The sequence below is a fragment of the Frankiales bacterium genome, assembly GCA_016125335.1.
Lineage (GTDB): Bacteria > Actinomycetota > Actinomycetes > S36-B12 > CAIYMF01 > Longivirga.
The window spans coordinates 1-20,192 of sequence record WGLY01000004.1 but is presented as its reverse complement, the minus strand read 5'-3'; the positions used below and the strand labels follow the sequence as shown (position 1 = coordinate 20,192).

At 74.0% G+C, this 20,192-nt stretch carries 20 protein-coding genes and 4 tRNA genes; 11 read left to right on the top strand and 13 right to left on the bottom strand.

Features of this window, described 5'->3' with window-relative positions; translation table 11 throughout:
- Positions 1–11: 11 nt before the first annotated feature.
- A complete protein-coding gene (gene msrB / locus GC157_02870; protein MBI1376412.1) occupies positions 12–440 on the bottom strand; it encodes a peptide-methionine (R)-S-oxide reductase MsrB in 429 nt (142 codons plus the stop codon).
- A 483-nt stretch (positions 441–923) separates the two neighbouring features.
- Complete coding sequence (locus GC157_02865) at positions 924–1,559, bottom strand: hypothetical protein (protein ID MBI1376411.1); 636 nt, start codon at positions 1,557–1,559, stop codon at positions 924–926.
- A gap of 108 nt (positions 1,560–1,667) precedes the next feature.
- On the opposite strand from GC157_02865, the gene GC157_02860 reads away from it, so the two are divergent.
- Together GC157_02860 and GC157_02855 are read left to right on the top strand one after the other, a co-directional pair.
- A complete protein-coding gene (locus GC157_02860; GenBank protein ID MBI1376410.1) occupies positions 1,668–2,729 on the top strand; it encodes an ATP-dependent DNA ligase in 1,062 nt (353 codons plus the stop codon).
- 188 nt (positions 2,730–2,917) lie between these two features.
- Entirely contained in the window at positions 2,918–4,003 is a 1,086-nt protein-coding gene (locus tag GC157_02855; protein ID MBI1376409.1) for a hypothetical protein, read from the top strand.
- A 129-nt stretch (positions 4,004–4,132) separates the two neighbouring features.
- Here the strand turns inward: GC157_02855 and GC157_02850 are convergent, their stop codons facing one another.
- On the bottom strand, positions 4,133–5,260 hold the full coding sequence (locus GC157_02850; protein MBI1376408.1) for an ATP-dependent DNA ligase: 1,128 nt from the start codon (positions 5,258–5,260) through the stop codon (positions 4,133–4,135).
- 50 nt (positions 5,261–5,310) lie between these two features.
- Between GC157_02850 and GC157_02845 the strand changes: the two genes are divergently transcribed.
- Positions 5,311–6,009 carry a uridine kinase gene (locus GC157_02845; GenBank protein MBI1376407.1) on the top strand — a complete coding sequence of 233 codons (699 nt, stop codon included), beginning with the start codon at positions 5,311–5,313 and terminating at the stop codon, positions 6,007–6,009.
- Here GC157_02845 and GC157_02840 read toward each other — a convergent pair.
- Both GC157_02840 and GC157_02835 read right to left on the bottom strand, forming a co-directional pair.
- Positions 5,994–6,749 (bottom strand): pyrimidine reductase family protein, encoded by a 756-nt coding sequence (locus tag GC157_02840; protein ID MBI1376406.1) that lies wholly within the window; start codon positions 6,747–6,749, stop codon positions 5,994–5,996. The two genes, GC157_02845 and GC157_02840, sit on opposite strands and share 16 nt — an antisense overlap.
- Before the next feature lie 65 nt (positions 6,750–6,814).
- The gene (locus GC157_02835; GenBank protein MBI1376405.1) at positions 6,815–7,066 is read right to left on the bottom strand and encodes a GlsB/YeaQ/YmgE family stress response membrane protein; all 252 of its coding nucleotides are present in this window, start codon (positions 7,064–7,066) and stop codon (positions 6,815–6,817) included.
- Between the two features lie 77 nt (positions 7,067–7,143).
- Here GC157_02835 and GC157_02830 point away from each other — a divergent pair, with 77 nt between their 5' ends.
- Complete coding sequence (locus GC157_02830; protein ID MBI1376404.1) at positions 7,144–7,956, top strand: polyphosphate kinase 2 family protein; 813 nt, start codon at positions 7,144–7,146, stop codon at positions 7,954–7,956.
- Positions 7,957–7,963: 7 nt separating this feature from the next.
- Here GC157_02830 and GC157_02825 read toward each other — a convergent pair whose 3' ends face one another.
- The 6 genes from GC157_02825 to GC157_02800 form a co-directional block, all read right to left on the bottom strand.
- Complete coding sequence (locus tag GC157_02825) at positions 7,964–8,560, bottom strand: MOSC domain-containing protein (protein ID MBI1376403.1); 597 nt, start codon at positions 8,558–8,560, stop codon at positions 7,964–7,966.
- Between the two features lie 45 nt (positions 8,561–8,605).
- Positions 8,606–9,805: a cytochrome P450 gene (locus GC157_02820; protein ID MBI1376402.1), complete on the bottom strand. Its 1,200-nt coding sequence runs from the start codon at positions 9,803–9,805 to the stop codon at positions 8,606–8,608.
- A gap of 52 nt (positions 9,806–9,857) precedes the next feature.
- On the bottom strand, positions 9,858–11,348 hold the full coding sequence (locus GC157_02815; protein ID MBI1376401.1) for a nitronate monooxygenase: 1,491 nt from the start codon (positions 11,346–11,348) through the stop codon (positions 9,858–9,860).
- Between the two features lie 148 nt (positions 11,349–11,496).
- Positions 11,497–11,569 (bottom strand) — tRNA-Val (locus tag GC157_02810).
- Positions 11,570–11,588: 19 nt separating this feature from the next.
- Positions 11,589–11,659 (bottom strand) — tRNA-Cys (locus tag GC157_02805).
- Between the two features lie 26 nt (positions 11,660–11,685).
- Positions 11,686–11,758: transfer RNA gene (locus GC157_02800), tRNA-Gly, on the bottom strand.
- A 107-nt stretch (positions 11,759–11,865) separates the two neighbouring features.
- On the opposite strand from GC157_02800, the gene GC157_02795 reads away from it, so the two are divergent.
- Together GC157_02795 and GC157_02790 are read left to right on the top strand one after the other, a co-directional pair.
- Positions 11,866–12,945 carry an anthranilate synthase component I family protein gene (locus tag GC157_02795; GenBank protein MBI1376400.1) on the top strand — a complete coding sequence of 360 codons (1,080 nt, stop codon included), beginning with the start codon at positions 11,866–11,868 and terminating at the stop codon, positions 12,943–12,945.
- Positions 12,946–12,978: 33 nt separating this feature from the next.
- Entirely contained in the window at positions 12,979–13,788 is an 810-nt protein-coding gene (locus tag GC157_02790; GenBank protein ID MBI1376399.1) for a 4-amino-4-deoxychorismate lyase, read from the top strand.
- Between the two features lie 28 nt (positions 13,789–13,816).
- Here GC157_02790 and GC157_02785 read toward each other — a convergent pair whose 3' ends face one another.
- Positions 13,817–14,350, bottom strand: coding sequence for a thioredoxin domain-containing protein (locus GC157_02785; protein ID MBI1376398.1), 534 nt, complete (start codon positions 14,348–14,350; stop codon positions 13,817–13,819).
- Between the two features lie 25 nt (positions 14,351–14,375).
- Complete coding sequence (locus GC157_02780) at positions 14,376–14,777, bottom strand: SsgA family sporulation/cell division regulator (protein MBI1376397.1); 402 nt, start codon at positions 14,775–14,777, stop codon at positions 14,376–14,378.
- 206 nt (positions 14,778–14,983) lie between these two features.
- Here GC157_02780 and GC157_02775 point away from each other — a divergent pair.
- From GC157_02775 to GC157_02755, 5 genes are all read left to right on the top strand, one after another.
- Positions 14,984–15,055, top strand: a tRNA-Val gene (locus GC157_02775).
- 104 nt (positions 15,056–15,159) lie between these two features.
- The gene (locus GC157_02770) at positions 15,160–15,948 is read left to right on the top strand and encodes a hypothetical protein (protein ID MBI1376396.1); all 789 of its coding nucleotides are present in this window, start codon (positions 15,160–15,162) and stop codon (positions 15,946–15,948) included.
- Between the two features lie 63 nt (positions 15,949–16,011).
- Complete coding sequence (locus GC157_02765) at positions 16,012–17,277, top strand: glucose sorbosone dehydrogenase (protein MBI1376395.1); 1,266 nt, start codon at positions 16,012–16,014, stop codon at positions 17,275–17,277.
- Positions 17,278–17,417: 140 nt separating this feature from the next.
- Positions 17,418–19,421, top strand: a complete 2,004-nt coding sequence (locus tag GC157_02760; GenBank protein MBI1376394.1) for a threonine--tRNA ligase — start codon at positions 17,418–17,420, stop codon at positions 19,419–19,421.
- 8 nt (positions 19,422–19,429) lie between these two features.
- On the top strand, positions 19,430–19,939 hold the full coding sequence (locus GC157_02755; GenBank protein MBI1376393.1) for an HIT domain-containing protein: 510 nt from the start codon (positions 19,430–19,432) through the stop codon (positions 19,937–19,939).
- Positions 19,940–20,192: the final 253 nt, after the last annotated feature.

Below are 20,192 nucleotides of genomic sequence, written 5' to 3'. Positions count from 1 at the left end.
GTCGGGCGGCGTCAGTCCTCGGGCTCGAGGACGAGGCTCACGGAGTTGATGCAGTAGCGCAGGTCGGTCGGCGTCCCGTAGCCCTCGCCGGAGAACACGTGCCCGAGGTGGCTGCCGCACGAGGCGCAGCGCACCTCGACCCGGCGCATCCCCAGGCTGCGGTCCTCGATCTCGATGATGGAGTCACCGGCCAGGGCGGAGAAGAACGACGGCCAGCCGCAGTGCGAGTCGAACTTGGTGTCGCTGGAGAACAGGTGCGCGCCGCACGCGCGGCACGAGTAGGTGCCGCGGGTGTGCGTGTCGGTGTACTCGCCGGTGAACGCCCGCTCCGTGCCGGCCTCGCGCAGCACGTGGTACTCAGCCGGCGAGAGCTGCGAGCGCCACTCGTCCTCGGACTTCACGGTCACGAACGGCGTGCCGTCCGGCCGGGTGACGGGCATCGTCCCTGAGCGCATCATGCGGCGAAGGTACGACGCGCCCCGCCCGGCGACCACCGGGGACCGCTGACGGTCCGCTTACGGCGGAGCCGCCGGCGGACCTCGTCTCGACGGCGTTGTCCGGGGTGGCGGGACGGGTCGCCTGGCGCTCCGGGCGGTCAGGCTTGATCCCTGCGCACCAGGCGACCCGTCCCGCGTGGGGTGCGTGACGTCCTACGCGGGGTCCGGGTGGCGTGCTGGTGGGCGGGGCGGGGCGCCTGCCGCTCCGGGCGGTCAGGCTTGATCCCTGCGCGCCAGGCGACCCGTCCCGCGTGGGGTGCGTCAGATCCTGCTCGGGGTCCTTGTGGCCTGAGGCGGCTGGTGGGCGGGGCGGGTCGCCTGCCGCTCCGGGCGGTCAGGCTTGATCCCTGCGCGCCAGGCGACCCGCCCCGCCTCCCGCGGTGCGTTCTGCCGGGTTGGGTGGCGGAACAGGCCGGCCCGGGTGAGCTAGGGGGTCGACTCGGAGGCGATGGTGCGGGCGGCGAGGAGGCCGCCGAACACCATGAGCCCGAGCCCGCTGACGACGTCGACGACGCGCAGCGCGGTCTCGTTCATGCGGCTGCCGAGGGCCGACATCGCGAGGGCCAGCAGCAGGTGCGAGAGCAGCGACCCGGCGGCGGTGCCCACCACGAACGCGGCGGCGTGCAGCGGGTCGCCGGCGATGTCGCCCACGGCCGCGCCGGAGAAGACGGCGGCCCACGTGAGGATGGTCAGCGGGTTGCTCGCGGTGGCGAGCAGGGCCGTGCGGTAGGCGGCCGCGGGGCGGACCACCTCGAGCGCGGTCTCGCCGCCGATGCGCACGCGGAAGGCGTCGTAGAGCGTGCGCAGACCCATCACCACGAGGACGGCGGCGCCCACGAGTCCCAGGCCGACGCGCAGCGGCTCGGCCTGGAGGACGACGGAGGCGCCGACGGCGCCGAGCACGGCGTAGCCGAGGTCGATCGTTGCTGCACCTGCGCCGATGGCCGCGCCCGGCCGGAAGCCGAAGCGCGCCGAAGTGCGGGCGCAGAGCAGGAAGATCGGGCCCACCTGGAGCGCGACCAGCATCCCGATGCCCAGGCCGGCGAGCAGCGCGCCGATCATCGGGGCCGCCGCGGGGACGGGAGCGGGAGGACGCCGCGTGTGGTCACGGCGGACATGGTGCCGGTCGTGTCGTCCCCGGCGCGACGGGGTTGCGCGTAGCGTCGTGGCATGGCGACCACGTTCGGGGAACCCGTGGAGCTCGCGGTCGGCGAGCACACGGTCCGGGTGAGCAACCCGGACAAGCCCTACTTCCCGGAGGTCGGCGTCACCAAGCTGGAGGTCGTCCAGCACTACGTCGCCGTGGGCGAGGGCATCCTGCGGGCGCTGCGGAACCGGCCGACGACGCTGGAGCGCTGGCCCGGCGGCGTCGTCGAGGGCGCGAAGATCTCCACGCGCGAGGGCTTCAAGGGCGACGCGTTCTACCAGAAGCGCGTGCCGCAGGGCGCCCCGCCGTACGTCGAGACCGCGCACATCACGTTCCCCTCGGGCCGCACCGCCGACGAGATCGCGCCCACCGAGATCGCGGTGATCGCGTGGGCCGCCCAGCTCGGCACCATCACCTTCCACCCGTGGCCGGTGCGCCGGACCGACGTCGACCGGCCCGATGAGCTTCGGCTCGACCTCGACCCCGGCCCGGGCACCGACTTCCGCGACGCGGTCGAGGTGGCGCACGAGCTGCGCGCGCTGCTCGACGAGCAGGGGATGGTCGGCTGGCCCAAGACGTCCGGCGGTCGCGGCGTGCACGTGTACGTGCGCATCGAGCCGCGCTGGGGCTTCACGGACGTGCGGCACGCCGCGATCGCGGTGGGCCGCGAGCTGGAGCGGCGCATGCCCGGCCGGGTGACCACCAAGTGGTGGAAGGAGGAGCGCCCGCACGGCACGGTGTTCCTCGACTACAACCAGAACGCGCGCGACCGCACGATCGCCTCGGCCTACTCGCTGCGCCCCAAGCCGCACGCCCCCGTGTCGACCCCGGTGCGGTGGGACGAGCTCGACGACGTCACGCCGTTCGACTTCACCGTGCGCACCGTGGGCCCGCGGTTCGCCGAGCTCGGCGACCTGCACGCCGGCATCGACGACGTCGCCGTGGACCTCGCGCCGTTCCTCGAGTGGTACGAGCGCGACGAGCGCGAGAGCGGCCTCGGCGACATGCCCTACCCGCCGGACTATCCCAAGATGGCCGGCGAGCCCAAGCGGGTGCAGCCCAGCCGCGCCCGCCCCGACACCTGAGGGGCGACGACCGGTCGACCGCGGGCTGTCGGGACAGGCATGATGCGCACGGCATCACGCGGCGAGTGGACGGGGGGGGAGCCATGAGCAAGGCGCGCTGGACTCCCGCGCTGTCGGTCGTCGCGGTGACCGGTTCGCCCTGACCACCGCGGATTCGCGAGCAGCGCAGGCTTGTCAGAGGGGGACGCATGGGCAGGTCGGCCGATGTCGAGGCGTGCTGGTCGGACCTGCGCCAGTGGCTGCGTGACCATGCGCCGAAGGCTCACGACGCGCTGCGCGCCGGCGTCGCTCCCGACGATCCACGGCTGCGGCGAGCAGCGGCGGACGGTGCCTGGCCCGAGGATCTGCGCTCGTGGTTCGCGCTTCAGGGCGGCGTCGGGCGTGACCATGGGGCTTGCCTGCTGCTGGGCGGTGCGCCGATGAGCCTCGACGAGAGCATCGCCGTGGTCCGCTTCGCCGGCTCGGGGACGGAGGAGACGGACCCGGGCGCCCTCGGTGTGGGGATGGACGATGTGCACGCCGGAGTGGACGGTCTGGCCGGTGAGCAGATCTCGTTCTTCAGCGCTGGCCTGCTGCCCGTGGCCGACGACTTCGCCGGATCACACGTCGTGGTGGACCTCAGGCCGGGTCCGCGGCGCGGCTGCGTCACGCTCTTCGAGATGGGCGTGGGCACGGCGTACCTCTGGGGCGTCTCCTGGGAGTCGATCGGCGGGTTCCTGAGCGCGTGCCGCGACGCCCTCGCCGAGGGCGCACCGCTGGCGGGCCTGGTGCCGGTCGTCGACGGTGGCGGGGTGCGCTGGAAGCCGTCACCGGGAGACGCGCCCACGCCTCTGCGTGAGTCGTCGCGCGACCGGGGTGCCCGATTCTGGGCCACGGTCGGAGCTGCGTGCGGCGAGCAGTGGTTGAGGTCGGACACCGAGGCCCTCGGCGTGGTAGACCACGGCCTCGCGATCCTCCTGTCCTTGGGGCCGAAGGACCTGATGGCAGCCACGTCGGACGAGCCGCCGGTCGTGGGAGATGTGACGTTCAACGTGCTGCTGGGGGCGTGCGTGCACCATGCGTGCGAGCGAGCCGGCATCACCCCGCCGCCGTGGGCCACCCACCCCTCGCGCCGGTTCGATCAGGAGGACCCGGCGACCATCCCGCCGATGCCGAGTCTCGCGGGGGCGCGGCCGGAGGTGTTCGGGCAGCACGGGCTGGCGTTCGCAGAGCCAGGGGAGCGGATCGCGGGCTGGCGCGGCGTCGCGGCTCTGGAGGACGGGACCAGCCGCTAGGGTCTGCGCATGGTCTTCACGCTGATCATCCTGTTCATCGTGCTCGTCGGCGTCCTCGGCGTGGTCGCCTGGCGGCTGATGAACGGCAAGAACCCCCGCGGCGGCCGCTGAGCCGGCTGCGCCACGCGCTCAGAGCAGGACGTCGCCGAGGGCGTAGCGCACGGGCCGCTCGAGCTGCTCGTAGGTGCACGACTCCGGCGTGCGGTCGGGGCGCCAGCGCTTGAACTGCGTGGTGTGGCGGAAGCGCGCGCCCTCCACGGTCACCCCTCCAGGGAGCACCCGGGTGCCCTCCATCGCGTCGTAGCCGACCTCGACCACGAGCTCGGGTCGCAGCGGGTTCCAGTCCAGCGTCTTGCCCGACGTCCAGCGTGAGACCGCGCCGGGCAGCCGCGCGCTCTCGTGGGCCATCGCGTCGCGCCACTCGCCCCAGGGGTGCGGGTCGTCCGGCCCGATCATGTACGGCGCGATCTCCTCGACCAGCTCCGCGCGGCGCTTCATGGGGAACGACGCCGATACGCCCACGGACTGAAGGCGGCCGTCGTCGTCGTAGAGGCCGAGCATGAGCGAGCCGACGATGTCCTGCCCCTCGGGGCCCTTCTGCTTGTGCGGGCGCCAGCCGGCGACCACGCAGTCGGCGGTGCGCGCGTGCTTCACCTTGAGCATCACCCGCTTGTCGGGCTGGTAGGCCGACGCCAGCGCCTTGCAGACGAGCCCATCGAGCCCGGCGCCCTCGAACACCTCGAACCAGCGGCGGCCCTCGTCGAGGTCGCCGCTCACGCGGGTGAGGTGCACCGGCGGGCGGGCCGACGCCAGCGCACCCTCCAGCGCGGCGCGGCGCTCCGAGAACGGGCGGCCCATGAGGTCGTCGTCGCCGAGCGCCAGCAGGTCGAAGGCGACGAACGACGCCGGGGTGGCCTCGGCCAGCATCCGCACGCGGCTGTCCGCGGGGTGGATCCGCTGCTGGAGCGCGCCGAAGTCGAGCCGCTCGCCGGTGCGCACGACGATCTCGCCGTCGACCACGCAGCGCTCGGGCAGCTCGGACCGCACGGCGTCGACCACCTCGGGGAAGTAGCGCGTGAGCGGCTTCTCGTTGCGGCTGCCGAGCACGACCTCGTCGCCGTCGCGGAACACGATGCACCGGAAGCCGTCCCACTTGGGCTCGTAGACGAGGCCGCCGGGCACGGAGTCCGGGGCGGGCACCTCGGGCACGGGCTTGGCCAGCATCGGCGAGACGGGGGGCATCACCGGGAGGTCCATGGCGCCTCATCCTGCCCGTGGCCGCCGACACGTGGTGCATCCTCGGCTCGATGACCCCCACGACGCGGACACCGGAGCGCGACGCCGTGCTCGCGCTGCTGGCCGGGCTCGTGCCGCTCACGGGCGCCGGCCGCTGCGTGCTCGTCGGCGTCGACGGCCCGGACGGGTCCGGCAAGACCGTCCTGTCGGGCGAGCTGGCCGGCGTCCTGACCGCCGCGGGGCGCCGGGTGCGCCAGGTGTCGATCGACGACTTCCACCATCCGCGGGCGATCCGTTACGCCCGCGGCCGGTCCTCGCCGGAGGGCTTCTACCGCGACTCGTTCGACCTGGACCGGTTCCGCCGCGACGTCCTCGACCCCCTCGGGCCGGACGGCGACCTGCGCATCAGCCCCCGGGCGCACGTGCTCGGCACCGACGAGGTGCTGCCGCGCGTGCCGGAGGCCGTGCCGCCGGGCACAGTCGTCGTGGTCGACGGCCTGTTCCTGCACCGGCCCGAGCTCGTCGCCGCCTGGGACCTCTCGGTGTGGCTGGACGTACCGCCGGAGGTGACCTTCCCCCGCATGGCCGCGCGCGACGGCACCGACCCCGACCCGGCTCACCCCTCGGCCCGCCGCTACGTGGAGGCGCAGGAGATCTACCGGGCCGACGCCGCGCCGCAGGCACGCGCGGACGTCGTGCTCGACAACACCGACCTCGCCCGGCCGCGCGTGCTCAGGACCGCGGCGCGGCCCGGTCAGGGACGCCGGTAGCGCAGGAACAGGCTGCCGGAGTCCTCCAGCACGTGCTCGAGCCGCAGCGGGCGCGGCGCGTCCGGCAGGGGCGAGCCGGCCAGGATCCGGTGCACCTCCGACCGGTCCGTGTAGCCGCCGCCGGCCAGCGCCGGCGACACGGTGAGCAGCAGCTCGTCGAGCAGGTCGCGGGCCGCCAGCTCTGCGAGAAGCGTGGGGCCGCCCTCCGCGTGCACGCGGCGCAGCCCCCGCTCGTGCAGCAGGGTGAGCGCCAGCCCGAGGTCGACGTCGTGCTCCCCGGCCACGAGCACGTCCGCCACCTCCGCCGTGCGCCGACGCGCCGCGGCGTCGGCCGAGGCGGAGGTGACGACGATCGTGCGCTCGGGCGCGTCGGTGAACAGCGCCGAGGCCAGGTCGAGGGCCAGCGACCGGGTGACCACCGCGACGACGGGGCTCGGGCGCTGGCCGGCGGCCGCACGCCGCTGGGCGAACGCGGGCTTGGGCCGGGCGGGGCCGTAGCCCTCCTGGCGGACCGTGCCGGCGCCGGCGAGCACGACGTCGGCGAGCCCGCGCAGCCGGCCGAACACGCGGCGGTCGGCCTCGCTGGAGATCCCCTCGGACAGGCCGTCGGGGGACCGGGCGGCGCCGTCCGCGGTGCTCACCATGTTGGCGCGCAGCCACGGTCCGTCCGGCCAGGCGTAGGCCTCGTCGATGTCGAGGTCGGTGAGGTCGTCGCGCGACCGGGGCAGCAGCATGCGCACCGGTCGATCGTGGCACGCCGGGTCGGCGCGCACTCCCCGAGGACGGGACGCGGGAGGGGTGGCGCCTACCCGCGTGGACGCGCCGTGGCCGAGAAGATCGCGACGATGATGGCGCCGATGAGCACCTGGAGCGCGAAGGTGAGCCAGAAGTTCCAGTTCTGCGCGCTGCCCACCGCCGCGCCGATGGCCGCGGCCACGATGCCGACCAGCATCGTGAGCAAGCAGCCGATCGGCTGGCTGTTCGGCACGACGATCCGCGCCACAGCCCCGATGATGAGACCGACCAGGATCGCCGAGAAGATGCCGCTGATTGCCATGGCGGCATCCTGTCGTACGGAGGTCGGCCATGGGCAAGGGTTCGGTGCTGGAGCCGCGCGCGGTCGCGGGGAGCGTGATGTTCACCTCGGGCGACCTGCTCGCCGACCGCGATCCGGACGACACCTCCACCGCCCCTGGGGAGCGGGAGGAGACCGAGGAGGCGACGACGGCCCTCCTCGAGGAGCTCACCGGCCAGCAGGAGCGGCTCTACGCCGAGGGCGTCGGCGGCGGCCGGCGCGCGCTGCTCCTCCTGCTCCAGGGGATGGACACGTCCGGCAAGGACGGCACGGTGCGGCGCGTGGTGGGCGCCATGAACCCCGCCGGCGTCCGCATCGCCTCGTTCAAGAAGCCGACGCCCGAGGAGCTCAAGCACGACTTCCTCTGGCGCATCGACAAGGCGCTGCCCCCTGCCGGCCACGTCGGCGTCTTCAACCGCTCGCAGTACGAGGACGTGCTCGTGGTGCGCGTGCACGACCTGGTGCCGGAGTCGGAGTGGAGCACGCGCTACGACCGGATCAACGAGTTCGAGCACCGGGTGGTCGACGGCGGCACGCACATCGTGAAGGTGATGCTGCACGTGTCGAAGGGCGAGCAGAAGCAGCGCCTGTCCGATCGCCTGGAGGACCCGAATAAGTACTGGAAGTACAGCCCCGGCGACCTGCAGGAGCGGGCGTTCTGGGACGACTACCAGGCGGCGTACCAGGACGCGCTCACCCGGTGCAGCACCGACGCCGCTCCCTGGTTCGTGGTGCCCGCCGACCACAAGTGGTACCGGGACTGGGTGGTGGCCAACCTGCTCGTGTCGTCCCTGCGCGACATGAACCCGGTGTTCCCGCCGGCGGACTTCGACGTCGCCGAGCAGCGGCGGCTGGTGGCCGCCGCCGACTGAGGCACCCTCAGCCCTGGTCTCCCGGGCGGGTCACGCGGACGGCGTCGCCGACGCTCACCGTGCCCCCGTGCACGACCCGGGTGTTGATGCCGCGCAGCCGCAGCGCGCGCCCGTCCGGCGTCGCGGTGAGGCGCAGGGCCTCGACACCGAAGCGCGCGGAGAACTGCTTGCAGCCCGTGTGCGGGGCGGCGGTCACCTCCAGCTGCGCCTCGCCGATCGTGAGCAGCGTTCCGGTGGGCAGGTTCTCCACCCCGAGGTCGAGGTCGACGAAGAGCTGGTCGCCGGCCAGCGCCCACCGCTCGCGGCTGCCGGCCACGAGCTGGGCCGCGCGCGCGTTCATCACGGTGACCTGGGCGTCCGGGTTGGGGCCGCCGTCGGCCGTGCGGCTGCTCCCGCGCTCGATCCACGTGTCGCCGATCAGGCCCAGCTCGAGGTCGAGCGTGCCGCTGTCGAGCTCGCGGCGCTCCAGCTCGGCCGGCCGGGCGACCAGGCCCAGCAGCACGCCCTCGTCGCGTGGGCTGCGTCGGACGTCGTCGAGCCCGGCGCGCAGGTCGTCGGGGCTGCGGTGGTGGGCCTCGTGGCCCTCGAGCGCGGCGGTGGTCATGGCAGGACCTTGTCAGACCTCTCGCGCGTCGCCCAGTGCGAATCGCTACCCGACGGCGACCGGCACCGTCTCCCAGCCGCGCAGCACGAACGTGGGACGCGGCCGGGCGCCGTCCGCGAGCTCGAGCCGGGGCATGCGCTCGGCGAGCACCGGCAGCGACTGCTGCATCTCCAGCCGGGCCAGCGGCGCGCCCAGGCAGAAGTGGATGCCCGCGCCGAAGGCGATGTGCGGGTTGGGGTCGCGGCCGACGTCGAAGGTGTCGGCGTCGGCGAACACCTCGGGGTCGCGGTTGGCCGAGCCGAGCATCGCGGCGATCTTCTGGCCCTCGCGCACCGTCACCCCGGCCACCTCCACGTCGGCGGTCGCGGTGCGCTCGAACAGCTGCGAGGGGGTGTCGTAGCGCAGCATCTCCTCGACCGCCGTGGGCGCCGCGCCCCAGGGGTCGGCCAGCACCCGCGCCCACTGGTCGCGCCGGGCGAGCAGCTGCACGATCCCGTTGCCGAAGCCGTTGACCGACGCCTCGTGCCCGGCGTTGAGCAGCAGCACCACGGTGGCGGCCAGCTCGCGCTCGGTGAGGCGCTCGCCCTCGGACTCCACCTGCGCCAGGTGCGTGACGAGGTCGTCGCGCGGCTCGCGGCGGCGGGCGTCGGCCAGCTCGTCGACGTACGCCGCGAACTCCCGGCAGGCCTGCTCGGCCCGGCGGTCGTCCTCGGGCGTGCGGTCGTACTCGTACATCTTCACGATCGCCTGCGACCACGGCCGCAGCAGCGCGACGTCGGACTCGGGGAAGCCGAGCAGGTCCGCGATCACCAGGACGGGAAGCGGCTCGGCGTAGTCGGCGATCACGTCGAAGGTGCCGGTGTCGCGGGCGCGCTCCTCGGCCGAGTCGAGCAGCGTCGTGCACATCTCGCGGATGCGGTCGCGGCGGCGCTCGATGTGCCCGCGGGCGAACGCCTTGGCCACGAGCGCCTTGAGCCGGGTGTGCTTGGGCGGCTCGTTCTCCAGCAGCGCGTCCTCGTGCAGCCAGTTGAACGTCTCCCAGACGTCCTCCGGCTCGCGCGGCCGGAAGATGCGGCCGAGCGCACGGGTGCGCAGCACGGCGTTGGCGTCGTCGTAGCGGAACGCGAGCCACATGCCGAGCGCGTCGTCCCACACGGCGCGGCCCTCGGCCCGCAGCCGCTCGAACGCGGGGTAGGGGTCGCGCACGGTCGCGGGATCGGTGAGGTCGAAGACGGGGTCGCCCATGGCGCGCCAGCCTAGGACGGCCGGCACCGGTCGCGGCGGAGGGCGTCGGGGCTCAGCTGGCCGGCACCGCGTCGCGCAGGTAGGCGACGGCGTCGGCGGCGCTCCAGCCGGCGGGCAGCCGGCGCAGCAGCTCTCGCGGCCCGGCCAGGTCGTCCCCCAGCGTCACCAGCGCCGGCTCGACCGTGCCGTAGCGTCGGGTCTGCCCGAGGCCCACGGTGGCCATCAGCGCGTTGCACAGACACACGCGCCCCTCGGACGCCGCGGGGTCGCCGCCCTTGCGGCGGAAGATCGCGCCGGGCTCGGCGGGGCAGCGGTAGTCCACCCGGCCGTCCGCGCGGACGAACGGCGTCCGCAGGTGGCCGAGGTCGCACACGGAGGTGCGGGCGGTGCGCAGAGCGGGGTCCGAGAGCGTGCCGTCGACGACGGCGACCTTGAACGGGAAGCCGGTGGGCGAGGCGTGCACGTCCGTGCGGGTCACCAGCGAGTCCGCGGCGATCCCCGCGAGCAGGCGGTCGCGCAGCGCGGGATCGAACCCGGAGTCGTGGCTGAGGGCGAACAGCGTGCCCACCTGCACCCCGGCGGCGCCCTGCTCGAGCGCCGAGCGCAGGGCCTCGGGCGAGCCGTACGACCCTGCGAGCCAGAAGGGGAGGCCGAGGGCCACCAGCTTGTCGACGGCGACGGCGTCGCGCGGGCCGTACACCGGCTGCCCGTCGTCGTCGAGCACGAGGGCCCCGCGCGGCGGCGCGTTGTGGCCGCCCGCGGTCGGCGCCTCCACCACGAACCCGTCCGGCCGGGTGGCCGCGTCGCGGGCCAGGTACTGGGCCAGCACGTGGTTGGCCACGATCGCCAGGAACAGCGGGCGCCGCAGCGGCGCGCCGTCGCCCGCGACGAGCGAGGAGGGGTCGATCGTCACGACGTGGGCGGTGCCCTCCGCCGCCTCGGCCACGTCGACCGGCAGCGAGGTGGTGCGGTGCTCGGCGAGGTCGTCGAGCAGGCGGGGGATGTGCGCGGGGATGCCGGCGCCCATGAGCACGACGTCGACGCCGGCGAGCATGGCGCCGTAGGCGGCCCACGGCGTCGTCATCTGGATCTTCTCGAGGTAGTTGACGCCGACCGGTCCGTGGTGGCCCTGCTTTGCCAGCCACACCTCGACGAAGTTGCCCGCCACGATGAGCCGCTGCGCGCGCAGCGACGGGGTGAGCGAGGGGCGCGGGGTCGGCAGGTAGGGCTCGCCGGGGCCCCGGCCCTGCGGCCGGTAGTAGTGCTCGACGACGGCCGCCGCCACGTCGCGGTCCGGGAACGCGTCGAGCGCGCGGCGCGCGTCCGGGTCGCCGTCCTGGAGCCGCCGGGCCAGAACGGCGTCGAGCGCCGTCCCGGACACGACGCCGAGCTCGCCGGCCGTGCTGACCGCGCGGGCGAGGCGCCACGACGAGACGGCGACGCCCATGCCGCCCTGGATGACGCGGGGGAGCGAGCTGCTGGGGGTCACGGGGCCCTCCTCGGCGACGTCGGAACCTTCAGTTACGTTACCGTAGGTTCCCATCGTGGACCGGGCTCGCGGCGGCGGCGTGCGTCACGCAGGGGAGGCTGTCCTTGGCCCGGCCGCCGGCGGTGCGGCTCCCATGCGCGGGAGCTCCGCCCCCTGCGGTAGAAACGACGAAACCCCCTGCGATGCAAGGGGTTTCGTTCGGTGGGCGATACAGGAATCGAACCTGTGACCTCTTCCGTGTCAAGGAAGCGCGCTAGCCCCTGCGCCAATCGCCCATGGTGCCGGTGGTACCCGAGGTGGAGACGGGATTTGAACCCGTGTACACGGCTTTGCAGGCCGTTGCCTCGCCTCTCGGCCACTCCACCGAGTGAGACCTCAGGGAGGTCTTCCGAGCGGACGACGGGACTCGAACCCGCGACCCTCACCTTGGCAAGGTGATGCTCTACCAACTGAGCCACGTCCGCGCTGCAGCCGGGCTCCCCCTGCTGCGGGACGAAACCATAACCCATCCGCGCAGGACACTCCAAAGCGGGACCGCGGTGCTGCCGCACCGGGATGATGCACCCGTGACCTGGACCGGGACCGCGTCGCGGGCCCTCACGACGGCGCCGCGAGCAGTGCCGGGGCGGGCGTGAGCGAGGCCTGGGCGTGGGCCGGCGGACGGCTGCTCACCGGGCTCGAGGCGGTGGAGCACGACCCCGCGGTGCTCGACGCCGGGGGAGCCTGGGCCGTGGTGCTGCCCTACGACTCGGCCCCCGTGCTGGCGCGGTTCGCCACGGTGCGGGAGGCGCCGCTGCCGGTCGGGCGATGGCGCGGGCCGGCGCCGTCGGCCTGGCGCACCTCGCTCACCCGCGAGCAGTACGTCGAGGCCGTGCGCACCGTCCGCGAGCGCATCGCGCGCGGCGAGGTCTACCAGGCGAACGTGTGCCGCGTGATGACGGCCGCGATGCCGGACCCGGGCGCGGCCGAGGTCGGCGGTCTCGCGACGCTGCTGGCCGCCGGCAACCCCGCGCCGTACGCAGCCGTGGTCCACCTGCCCGACCACGGAGTCTCGGTGGTGAGCGCCTCGCCGGAGCTGTTCCTGCGCCGGGACGGCGACGTCGTGGAGTCGGGTCCGATCAAGGGCACGGGCCGCACGCCCGCAGACCTGTCGGCGAAGGACGCCGCCGAGAACGTCATGATCGTTGACCTCGTGCGCAACGACCTCGGCGTCGTGTGCCGCACCGGCTCGGTCACGGTGCCGAGCCTGCTCGCCGTGGAGGAGCACCCCGGGCTCGTGCACCTGGTCTCCACCGTCCGCGGCGTCCTGCGGCCCGGCGCGGGCTGGCCCGAGCTGCTCGACGCCGCGTTCCCGCCCGGCTCTGTCACCGGCGCGCCCAAGTCGAGCGCGCTGCGGCTCATCGACGAGCTGGAGCCCGAGGGGCGCGGCCCCTACTGCGGCGCGGTCGGCGTCGTGGGGGCCGGCCGGCGCGCCGAGCTCGCGGTGGCGATCCGCACGTTCTGGCTGCGCGAGGGCGTGCTGCGCTTCGGCACCGGCGCCGGGATCACGTGGGGCAGCGATCCCGAGGCCGAGTGGCGCGAGACCGAGCTCAAGGCCGCGCGGCTGCTGGCCGTGGCATCCGGGTCGACGGTCGCCGGCGTGGCAGGCTGACGCCCCGTGACGAGGTATTGGGTGGGCGACCGGATGGTCGACGCCGGCGACGCCGTCGTCTCCGTGCTCGACCACGGCCTCACCGTCGGCGACGGCGTCTTCGAGACCGTGCTCGTGCGCGACGGCGCCCCGTTCGCCCTGACCCGGCACCTGGCCCGGCTGCGGCGGTCGCTGGACGGGCTGGGCATCGCCGGCCCCGCGGAGGATCGGCTGCGCGAGGCCGTCGACGCCGTCGTGTCCGGCTCCGGGGTGGCCACCGACTTCGCCCGGCTGCGGATCACGGTGACCTCGGGTGCCGGGCCGCTGGGCAGCGAGCGCGGCGACGGCGAGGCGACCCTGGTGGTCACCCTCGCGCCCGCGACGCCCTGGCCGCCCACCACCACGCTGGCGACGGTCCCGTGGGTGCGCAACGAGCGCTCGGCGGTCGCCGGGCTCAAGACGACGTCGTACGCCGAGAACGCGGTGGCGCTGGCCCGGGCGCGCTCGGCCGGCGCGTCCGAGGCCGTGCTCGCCGACACCCGGGGCCGGCTGTGCGAGTGCACCGGCAGCAACGTCTTCGTGGTGGTCGACGGCGAGGTGGTCACGCCGGCGCTCGACACCGGGTGCCTGGCCGGGGTCACCCGCGAGCTGGTGCTGGAGTGGGCGCAGCTCGTGGTGCCGGCCCGCGAGGGGCACCTGCCCTACGACGCCCTGCTCACCGCCGACGAGGTCTTCATCACCAGCTCGACCCGCGACGTGCACCCGGTCGTGCGGGTGGACGACCGCGAGCTCGCGGTGGGGCCGGTCACCACGCTGCTGGCCGACCTGTTCGAGCAGCGCCGCAAGGCCGACGTCGACCCCTGAGCCGGGCGCCCGTCGGGTGCCGGTGCGGTCAGCCGCGGGCCGCGCGGACGCGTGCCACGAGCAGGTCGAGCACCCCGTCGAGCGTGGCGTCGCCGTCGACGAGCAGGCCGTCGACGACGAAGGTGGGGGTCGTGGTGACGCCGAGCGCGCGGCCGTGGTCGTGGTCGGCCCGCACGGCCTCGGCGTGGCGGCCGTCGAAGAGCGCCTCCGCGACGGCGTCGGAGTCCAGCCCGAGGTGCTCGGCGAGCTCCACGTAGTCCGCGGGCCCGTCGATCGTGTCGAGCGCGGCGAGGGCGTGGACGGCGTACTCGTCGCCGCGCCCCTGGGCCGCCGCCTCCACCTGGCACTGCGCGGCCGCGACGGCCCACACGTGCTGCGGGAGGGGCAGGTGGCGCAGCCGCACCTCCACGGCGTCCCCGACGGCGTCGCGCAGGTCGTCGAGGATCTCGACGGAGTCCGCGCAGTCGGGACAGGCCAGGTCGCACCACCAGTCGAGGACGACGGCGCCGGACTCGGTGCGGCGGGGGGTGGGGGCGTCGACCGGGCGCGTCGTCGGGGTCACGACGCGAGTGTGCCAGCGGCCCGGATCACGGCTGCGGCGACGGGTCGTCCGAGAGCAGCGCCGCCAGCTCGGCGTCGAGGTCGAGGTGCTCGCCCTCGGTGCCGGCGGGCACGGCGGTGTAGGCGAGGTCGAGGAACTCCTCGACGGCGGCCACCTCCGCCTCCAGCAGGGCGCTGCCGGTGGGGCTCGACAGCGACAGGCAGATGACCTCGTGGCCGTCGACGACGGACGGCCAGACGGCGACGTCGCCGTCGCCGGACGGGGTCTCGACCCCCGCGCAGAGCAGGTCGCGGCCGAAGACCCAGGCGATGTCGCCGTCGGCGGTGTGGAACGTCGCAGTGACGGCGTAGGGGAGGTCCCGGGAGTACGACAGCGTCGCCGGCACGGCGACGGCGCGGTCGTCGCCGAGGACGAGGCGCAGCTGCATGCGGACGTTCACGGGTAGCACGGGGGTTCTCCTCTCGGACCACGCGTCGTGCGCGTCCGGACGGGATGTCCCCGTCGCGGCGTCTCGCGACGCCCGCTCACGCTGTGAGGTCACGCACAGGGAACGGACGGAACCGGCCGCGGGTTCCGGGACGTCCCAGCGGGTTCGGAGCACCCACGGCGCTTTGGTAGAGTCGCCGCCTGCACGGGCGATTGGCGCAGTGGTAGCGCGCTTCGTTCACACCGAAGAGGTCACTGGTTCGAACCCAGTATCGCCCACCGCGCACGAGGGCCCCCGGCAGTCGCCGGGGGCCCTCGTCGTCGTCCGGCGGCAGTGCCTGCCGGGCCGGACGGCGCCCCCGGTCCGGTCCTAGAGTCGCCGCGTGACGCGTGTCCGGGACTTCGAGGACGCCGACGCCGAGGCCGTGGCGGCCATCGCGGCGCAGTGCGACGAGACGGGGCCGGTCTCAGGCGGCGACGCGGGCTACCTCCGCCACGTCGCCGCCCGCGGTCGCGTGGTGGTGGCGGACGGCGAGACCGGCGTCCTGGGCTACGGGGGTGCGATCCGCAGGGACGGGACGAGCTTCCTCACGGACCTGTTCGTGGCACCCCCGGCGCGCGACCACGGCGTGGGCGGTCTGCTGCTGGCTGCGCTGTGGGACGGCTCGCGCGACCGCGCCACGTCGGCGTCGCAGGACCCCCGCGCCCTGGCGTCGTACGCGAGGTACGGGGCCGTCCCGCGGTGGCCGCTGCTGTACCTCGCCGTCCCTGGGACATCGGCCGAGGCGCCCCCGCCGCTGGAGCTGGGCGAGCACATGCCGGGGGAGGCGGGATGGCACCTGCGCGTCGAGGGGCTCGCCACCGCCCGGGTGCGGGACCCCGAGGGCGGGCCGGCCGTCACCGCCGCGGTGCGTCGCGACGGTGACTCCTGGGTCGTCGCCCGCGCCCTCACGCCGGACCCGAGCGCGCTCGTGCGCCTCGTGGCCGGCCTGCGTCCGCGGGTGGGGCCGTCCGGGGCGGTGCGGCTCTGCGTGCCGGGGCCGCACCCGGCCCTGCCGGACCTGCTCCGCGCCGGCGCGCGGGTGAGCGACGTCGACCTGTGGTGCGCCACCGCCGGTGCGTCCGATCTGGTGGACCCGACGCGCGAGCTCCCGTCGCCGGGGCTCTCCTGATGCAGGATCGGTGACGCGCCGGGACGTGCGCCGTCCCGTACCGTCGTCGCCGGAGGTCGCCCGATGCCCGAGCTGATGTCCCATCCTCGTCACCGTCGTGCGGTGGTCGTCGCGACCGCGCTGCTCGTCGCCGGCGGGTCGCTGCTCGCCCCCGCCCTGGCCGCCGTCCCGCCGGGGCCAGCCACGTCCGCGGTGGCCAGGGTGCGTCCCGCCGCGGCGGCGACCGCGACCGCCACGCCTGCGGCCACGAGTGTGCGGCTGCACGCGACCCGGGTGGCGAGCGGGCTGTCGAGCCCCGTGCTCGTCCGGTCCGCCGACGACGGCACGAGCCGGCTGTTCGTCGTCGAGCAGGCCGGCCGGATCCGCGTCGTGCAGGGCGGGCGGATCACCGGCACCTACCTCGACATCCGCTCGCTGGTCACCAGCGGGGGAGAGCGGGGCATGCTCGGCCTGGCCTTCGCGCCGGACTTCCGCACCTCGCACCGGCTGTTCGTCACCTACACCCGCAGCGACGGGGCGCTCGTGCTCGCGCGCTACTTCGTGCCCAGCGCCTCGGCGTCGCGGGTCAGTGCGAACACCCGCAAGACCCTGCTCGTCGTGAGCCACCCCGGCCGCGCCAACCACAACGGCGGCGACATCGCGTTCGGGCCGGACGGCTACCTCTACCTCGGGACCGGCGACGGCGGCGGGAGCGGCGACCCCGACCGCAACGCGCAGAACCTGCGCTCGCGTCTGGGCAAGATGCTGCGGATCGACGTCATGTGCAAGGGCCACCTCACGTGCGTGCCCCCCACGAACCCCTTCGCCACGTCGCGGGTCTACCAGCGGTTCATCTGGATGTCGGGACTGCGCAACCCGTGGCGCTGGTCGTTCGACACCAACGGCAACCAGGTGATCGGCGACGTCGGCCAGAACCGCTACGAGGAGATCGACGTCGTGGGCCGCAGCCGGGCGCGCGGGGCGAACCTGGGGTGGTCGTGCCGGGAGGCCGCCCACCCCTACCTCGCCTCGCACTGCACCGGCGCGTCGATGATCGGCCCGACCCTGGAGCTGTGCCACCCCGACAGCGTCCGTGGGTGCCCCTCCTCGCGCGCCGCGGAGGCGATCATCGGCGGCTACGTCTACCGCGGCCGCGCGAACCCCGCGGCCGTGGGCACCTACGTGTTCGGCGACTACGTCACCGGCCGGATCTGGCCGTTGCGCGGACGCACGCTGGGCTCGCCGACGTCGCTGCCCGGGGTCTCCGGGTTCGGCGTCGACGACAACCGCGAGATCTACGCCGTCACGCTGTCCGGCGGCCTCTACCGCATCACGTTCACCGTGGCGTGACCCGCCGGCCGGATTCCCGGCGGTGCGCGGACACCTGACGCCGGTACCCTCGTCGGGCCAGAGCCCGGCGCCTCGTACCCGCCGGGTCCCACGCGGTCGGCCCCTCGTCACGGCCGTGCCGCCGAGCACCAGGAGCCGACGTGCCGCAGATCACCGTCCGCCAGCCCGACGGGTCGCTCGAGGAGCGGGTGGTCGCCGACGGCACCACCGCCGCCGACCTGTTCCCCGACCGCTCGGTCGTGGTCGCCCGGGTGGGCGGAGAGCTCAGGGACCTGTCCTACGCCGTCCGAGACGGCGACGAGGTCGAGGCCGTGCCCGCCGACAGCGACGACGGCCGCTCGGTGGTGCGCCACTCCACCGCCCACGTGCTCGCGCAGGCCGTGCAGCAGCAGTTCCCCGAGGCGCGGCTCGGCATCGGCCCGCCGATCCGCGACGGCTTCTACTACGACTTCGACGTCGAGCGCCCGTTCACCCCCGACGACCTCGGCGCGCTCGAGAAGCGCATGCAGGACATCGTGAAGTCCAACCAGCGCTTCGCACGCCGGGTCGTCACCGACGAGGAGGCCCGCGCCGAGCTCGCCCACGAGCCCTACAAGCTCGAGCTCATCGGGCTCAAGGGCGGGTCGTCGGAGGAGCTGGGCGAGGCGACCGAGGTCGGCGGGGCCGAGCTCACCATCTACGACAACATCGACGCCAAGACCGGCGAGACCGCCTGGTCGGACCTGTGCCGCGGCCCGCACGTGCCGAGCACCCGCATGATCCCGGCGTTCAAGCTCATGCGCTCCGCTGCGGCCTACTGGCGGGGCAGCGAGAAGAACCCGATGCTCCAGCGCATCTACGGCACCGCGTGGGAGTCCCGCGACGCGCTCAAGGCGCACCTCGCCTTCCTCGAGGAGGCCGAGAAGCGCGACCACCGCCGCCTCGGCCAGGAGCTCGACCTGTTCAGCTTCCCCGAGGAGATCGGCTCGGGTCTGGCCGTGTTCCACCCGAAGGGCGGGATCGTCCGCCGCGAGATGGAGGCCTACTCGCGCAAGCGCCACGAGGAGGCCGGCTACGAGTTCGTCAACACCCCGCACCTGACCAAGGCGGGGCTGTTCGAGATCTCGGGGCACCTCGACTGGTACGCCGAGGGCATGTACCCGCCCATGGAGCTCGACGCCGAGTACTCCGAGGACGGCGAGCTCAAGCGCGCGCCGCAGAAGTACTACATGAAGCCGATGAACTGCCCCATGCACAACCTCATCTTCGACGCGCGGGGCAGGTCCTACCGCGAGCTGCCCTTGCGGCTGTTCGAGTTCGGCACCGTGTACCGCTACGAGAAGTCCGGCGTCATCCAGGGGCTCACCCGGGCGCGCGGCTTCACCCAGGACGACGCGCACATCTACTGCACCCCCGAGCAGATGCCCGGCGAGCTCGACTCGCTGCTCACCTTCGTGCTCGACCTGCTGCGCGACTACGGCCTCGACGACTTCTACCTCGAGCTCTCGACCAAGGACCCGGTGAAGTTCGTCGGCACCGACGAGGCGTGGGAGGAGGCGACCGAGACGCTGCGCCAGGCGGCGGAGCGGCAGAACCTCGAGCTGGTCATGGACCCGGGTGGCGCCGCGTTCTACGGCCCGAAGATCTCCGTGCAGGCGCGCGACGCGATCGGCCGCACCTGGCAGATGTCGACCATCCAGGTGGACTTCAACCTGCCTGAGCGCTTCGGCCTCGAGTACACCGCGGCGGACGGCAGCCACCAGCGCCCGGTGATGATCCACCGTGCCCTGTTCGGCTCGATCGAGCGGTTCTTCGCGGTGCTGCTCGAGCACTACGCCGGGGCGTTCCCCGTGTGGCTGGCGCCCGTGCAGGTCGTCGGGATCCCCATCACCGACGGGCACGTCGACTACCTGGAGGACGTCGCGGCCCAGCTCCGCAAGGCCGGTGTACGCGTGGAGGTCGACCGCAGCGACGACCGGATGCAGAAGAAGATCCGCAACGCGCAGAAGCAGAAGGTGCCCTACATGCTCATCGCCGGCGACGACGACGTCGCGGCCGGCGGGGTCTCCTTCCGCTACCGCGACGGCTCGCAGAAGAACGGCGTGCCGGTCGCCGACGCCGTGGCGGAGATCCTCGACGCCGTGGCGCGACGGGTGCAGGTGTGAGGCCGGAGATGGGCGGGGTGGAGGCGTGGGACCGGCTGTGGACCCCGCACCGCCTGGCCTACCTGCGCGGCGAGAACAAGCCGACGCACGAGGGTTCCGGTGAGGACTGCCCGTTCTGCGTGGCGCCATCGACCGACGGGGCCGAGTCGCTGGTGGTGGCGCGGGGCGAGCAGGTGTACGCCGTGCTGAACCTGTATCCCTACAACGCGGGCCACCTCATGGTGTGCCCCTACCGGCACGTGGCGGACTACACCGAGCTCGACGCCGGTGAGGTCGCCGAGCTCGGCGCCTTCACCCAGCGAGCGATGGCCACGCTGCGCGCGGTGTCCGGCGCGCAGGGGTTCAACATCGGGATGAACCAGGGCTCGATCGCCGGCGCCGGCATCGCCGGCCACCTGCACCAGCACGTGGTGCCCCGCTGGGGCGGCGACACCAACTTCATCACCGTGATCGGCGCGACCAAGACCATGCCGGAGCTGCTCGAAGGGACGCGCGACCTCCTCGTCGCCGCCTGGTGACGGGGCCGCACGTTACTGCCGGAAAGCGCGGAAACCGGCCGGTTCTCCGGTCATTCGGCCAGTTACGACGGGTGGGGCGGGTCGGGGCGGGTCGCCTGTCTCTCCGGGCGGTCAGGCTTGATCCCTGCGAGCCAGGCGACCCGCCCCGCGACCCCTGCGATCCGGCGGCCCGAGGGCTGCGCGTTACTGCCGGAAAGCGCGGAAACCGGCCGGTTCTCCGGTCATTCAGCCAGTGACGACGGGCGGGGTGGGG

What these genes read in the sequence shown, in the direction of transcription:
- GC157_02755 (MBI1376393.1), top strand. Translation starts at nt 19,430, where the DNA reads ATGGGCGGGGTGGAGGCGTGGGACCGGCTGTGGACCCCGCACCGCCTG.
- GC157_02830 (MBI1376404.1), top strand. Translation starts at nt 7,144, where the DNA reads ATGTTCACCTCGGGCGACCTGCTCGCCGACCGCGATCCGGACGACACC.
- GC157_02845 (MBI1376407.1), top strand. Translation starts at nt 5,311, where the DNA reads ATGACCCCCACGACGCGGACACCGGAGCGCGACGCCGTGCTCGCGCTG.
- GC157_02865 (MBI1376411.1), bottom strand. Translation starts at nt 1,559, where the DNA reads ATGATCGGCGCGCTGCTCGCCGGCCTGGGCATCGGGATGCTGGTCGCG.
- GC157_02860 (MBI1376410.1), top strand. Translation starts at nt 1,668, where the DNA reads ATGGCGACCACGTTCGGGGAACCCGTGGAGCTCGCGGTCGGCGAGCAC.
- GC157_02825 (MBI1376403.1), bottom strand. Translation starts at nt 8,560, where the DNA reads ATGACCACCGCCGCGCTCGAGGGCCACGAGGCCCACCACCGCAGCCCC.
- GC157_02765 (MBI1376395.1), top strand. Translation starts at nt 16,012, where the DNA reads ATGCCCGAGCTGATGTCCCATCCTCGTCACCGTCGTGCGGTGGTCGTC.
- GC157_02780 (MBI1376397.1), bottom strand. Translation starts at nt 14,777, where the DNA reads ATGCAGCTGCGCCTCGTCCTCGGCGACGACCGCGCCGTCGCCGTGCCG.
- msrB (MBI1376412.1), bottom strand. Translation starts at nt 440, where the DNA reads ATGCCCGTCACCCGGCCGGACGGCACGCCGTTCGTGACCGTGAAGTCC.
- GC157_02790 (MBI1376399.1), top strand. Translation starts at nt 12,979, where the DNA reads ATGGTCGACGCCGGCGACGCCGTCGTCTCCGTGCTCGACCACGGCCTC.
- GC157_02815 (MBI1376401.1), bottom strand. Translation starts at nt 11,348, where the DNA reads ATGGGAACCTACGGTAACGTAACTGAAGGTTCCGACGTCGCCGAGGAG.
- GC157_02850 (MBI1376408.1), bottom strand. Translation starts at nt 5,260, where the DNA reads ATGGACCTCCCGGTGATGCCCCCCGTCTCGCCGATGCTGGCCAAGCCC.
- GC157_02820 (MBI1376402.1), bottom strand. Translation starts at nt 9,805, where the DNA reads ATGGGCGACCCCGTCTTCGACCTCACCGATCCCGCGACCGTGCGCGAC.
- GC157_02855 (MBI1376409.1), top strand. Translation starts at nt 2,918, where the DNA reads ATGGGCAGGTCGGCCGATGTCGAGGCGTGCTGGTCGGACCTGCGCCAG.
- GC157_02835 (MBI1376405.1), bottom strand. Translation starts at nt 7,066, where the DNA reads ATGGCAATCAGCGGCATCTTCTCGGCGATCCTGGTCGGTCTCATCATC.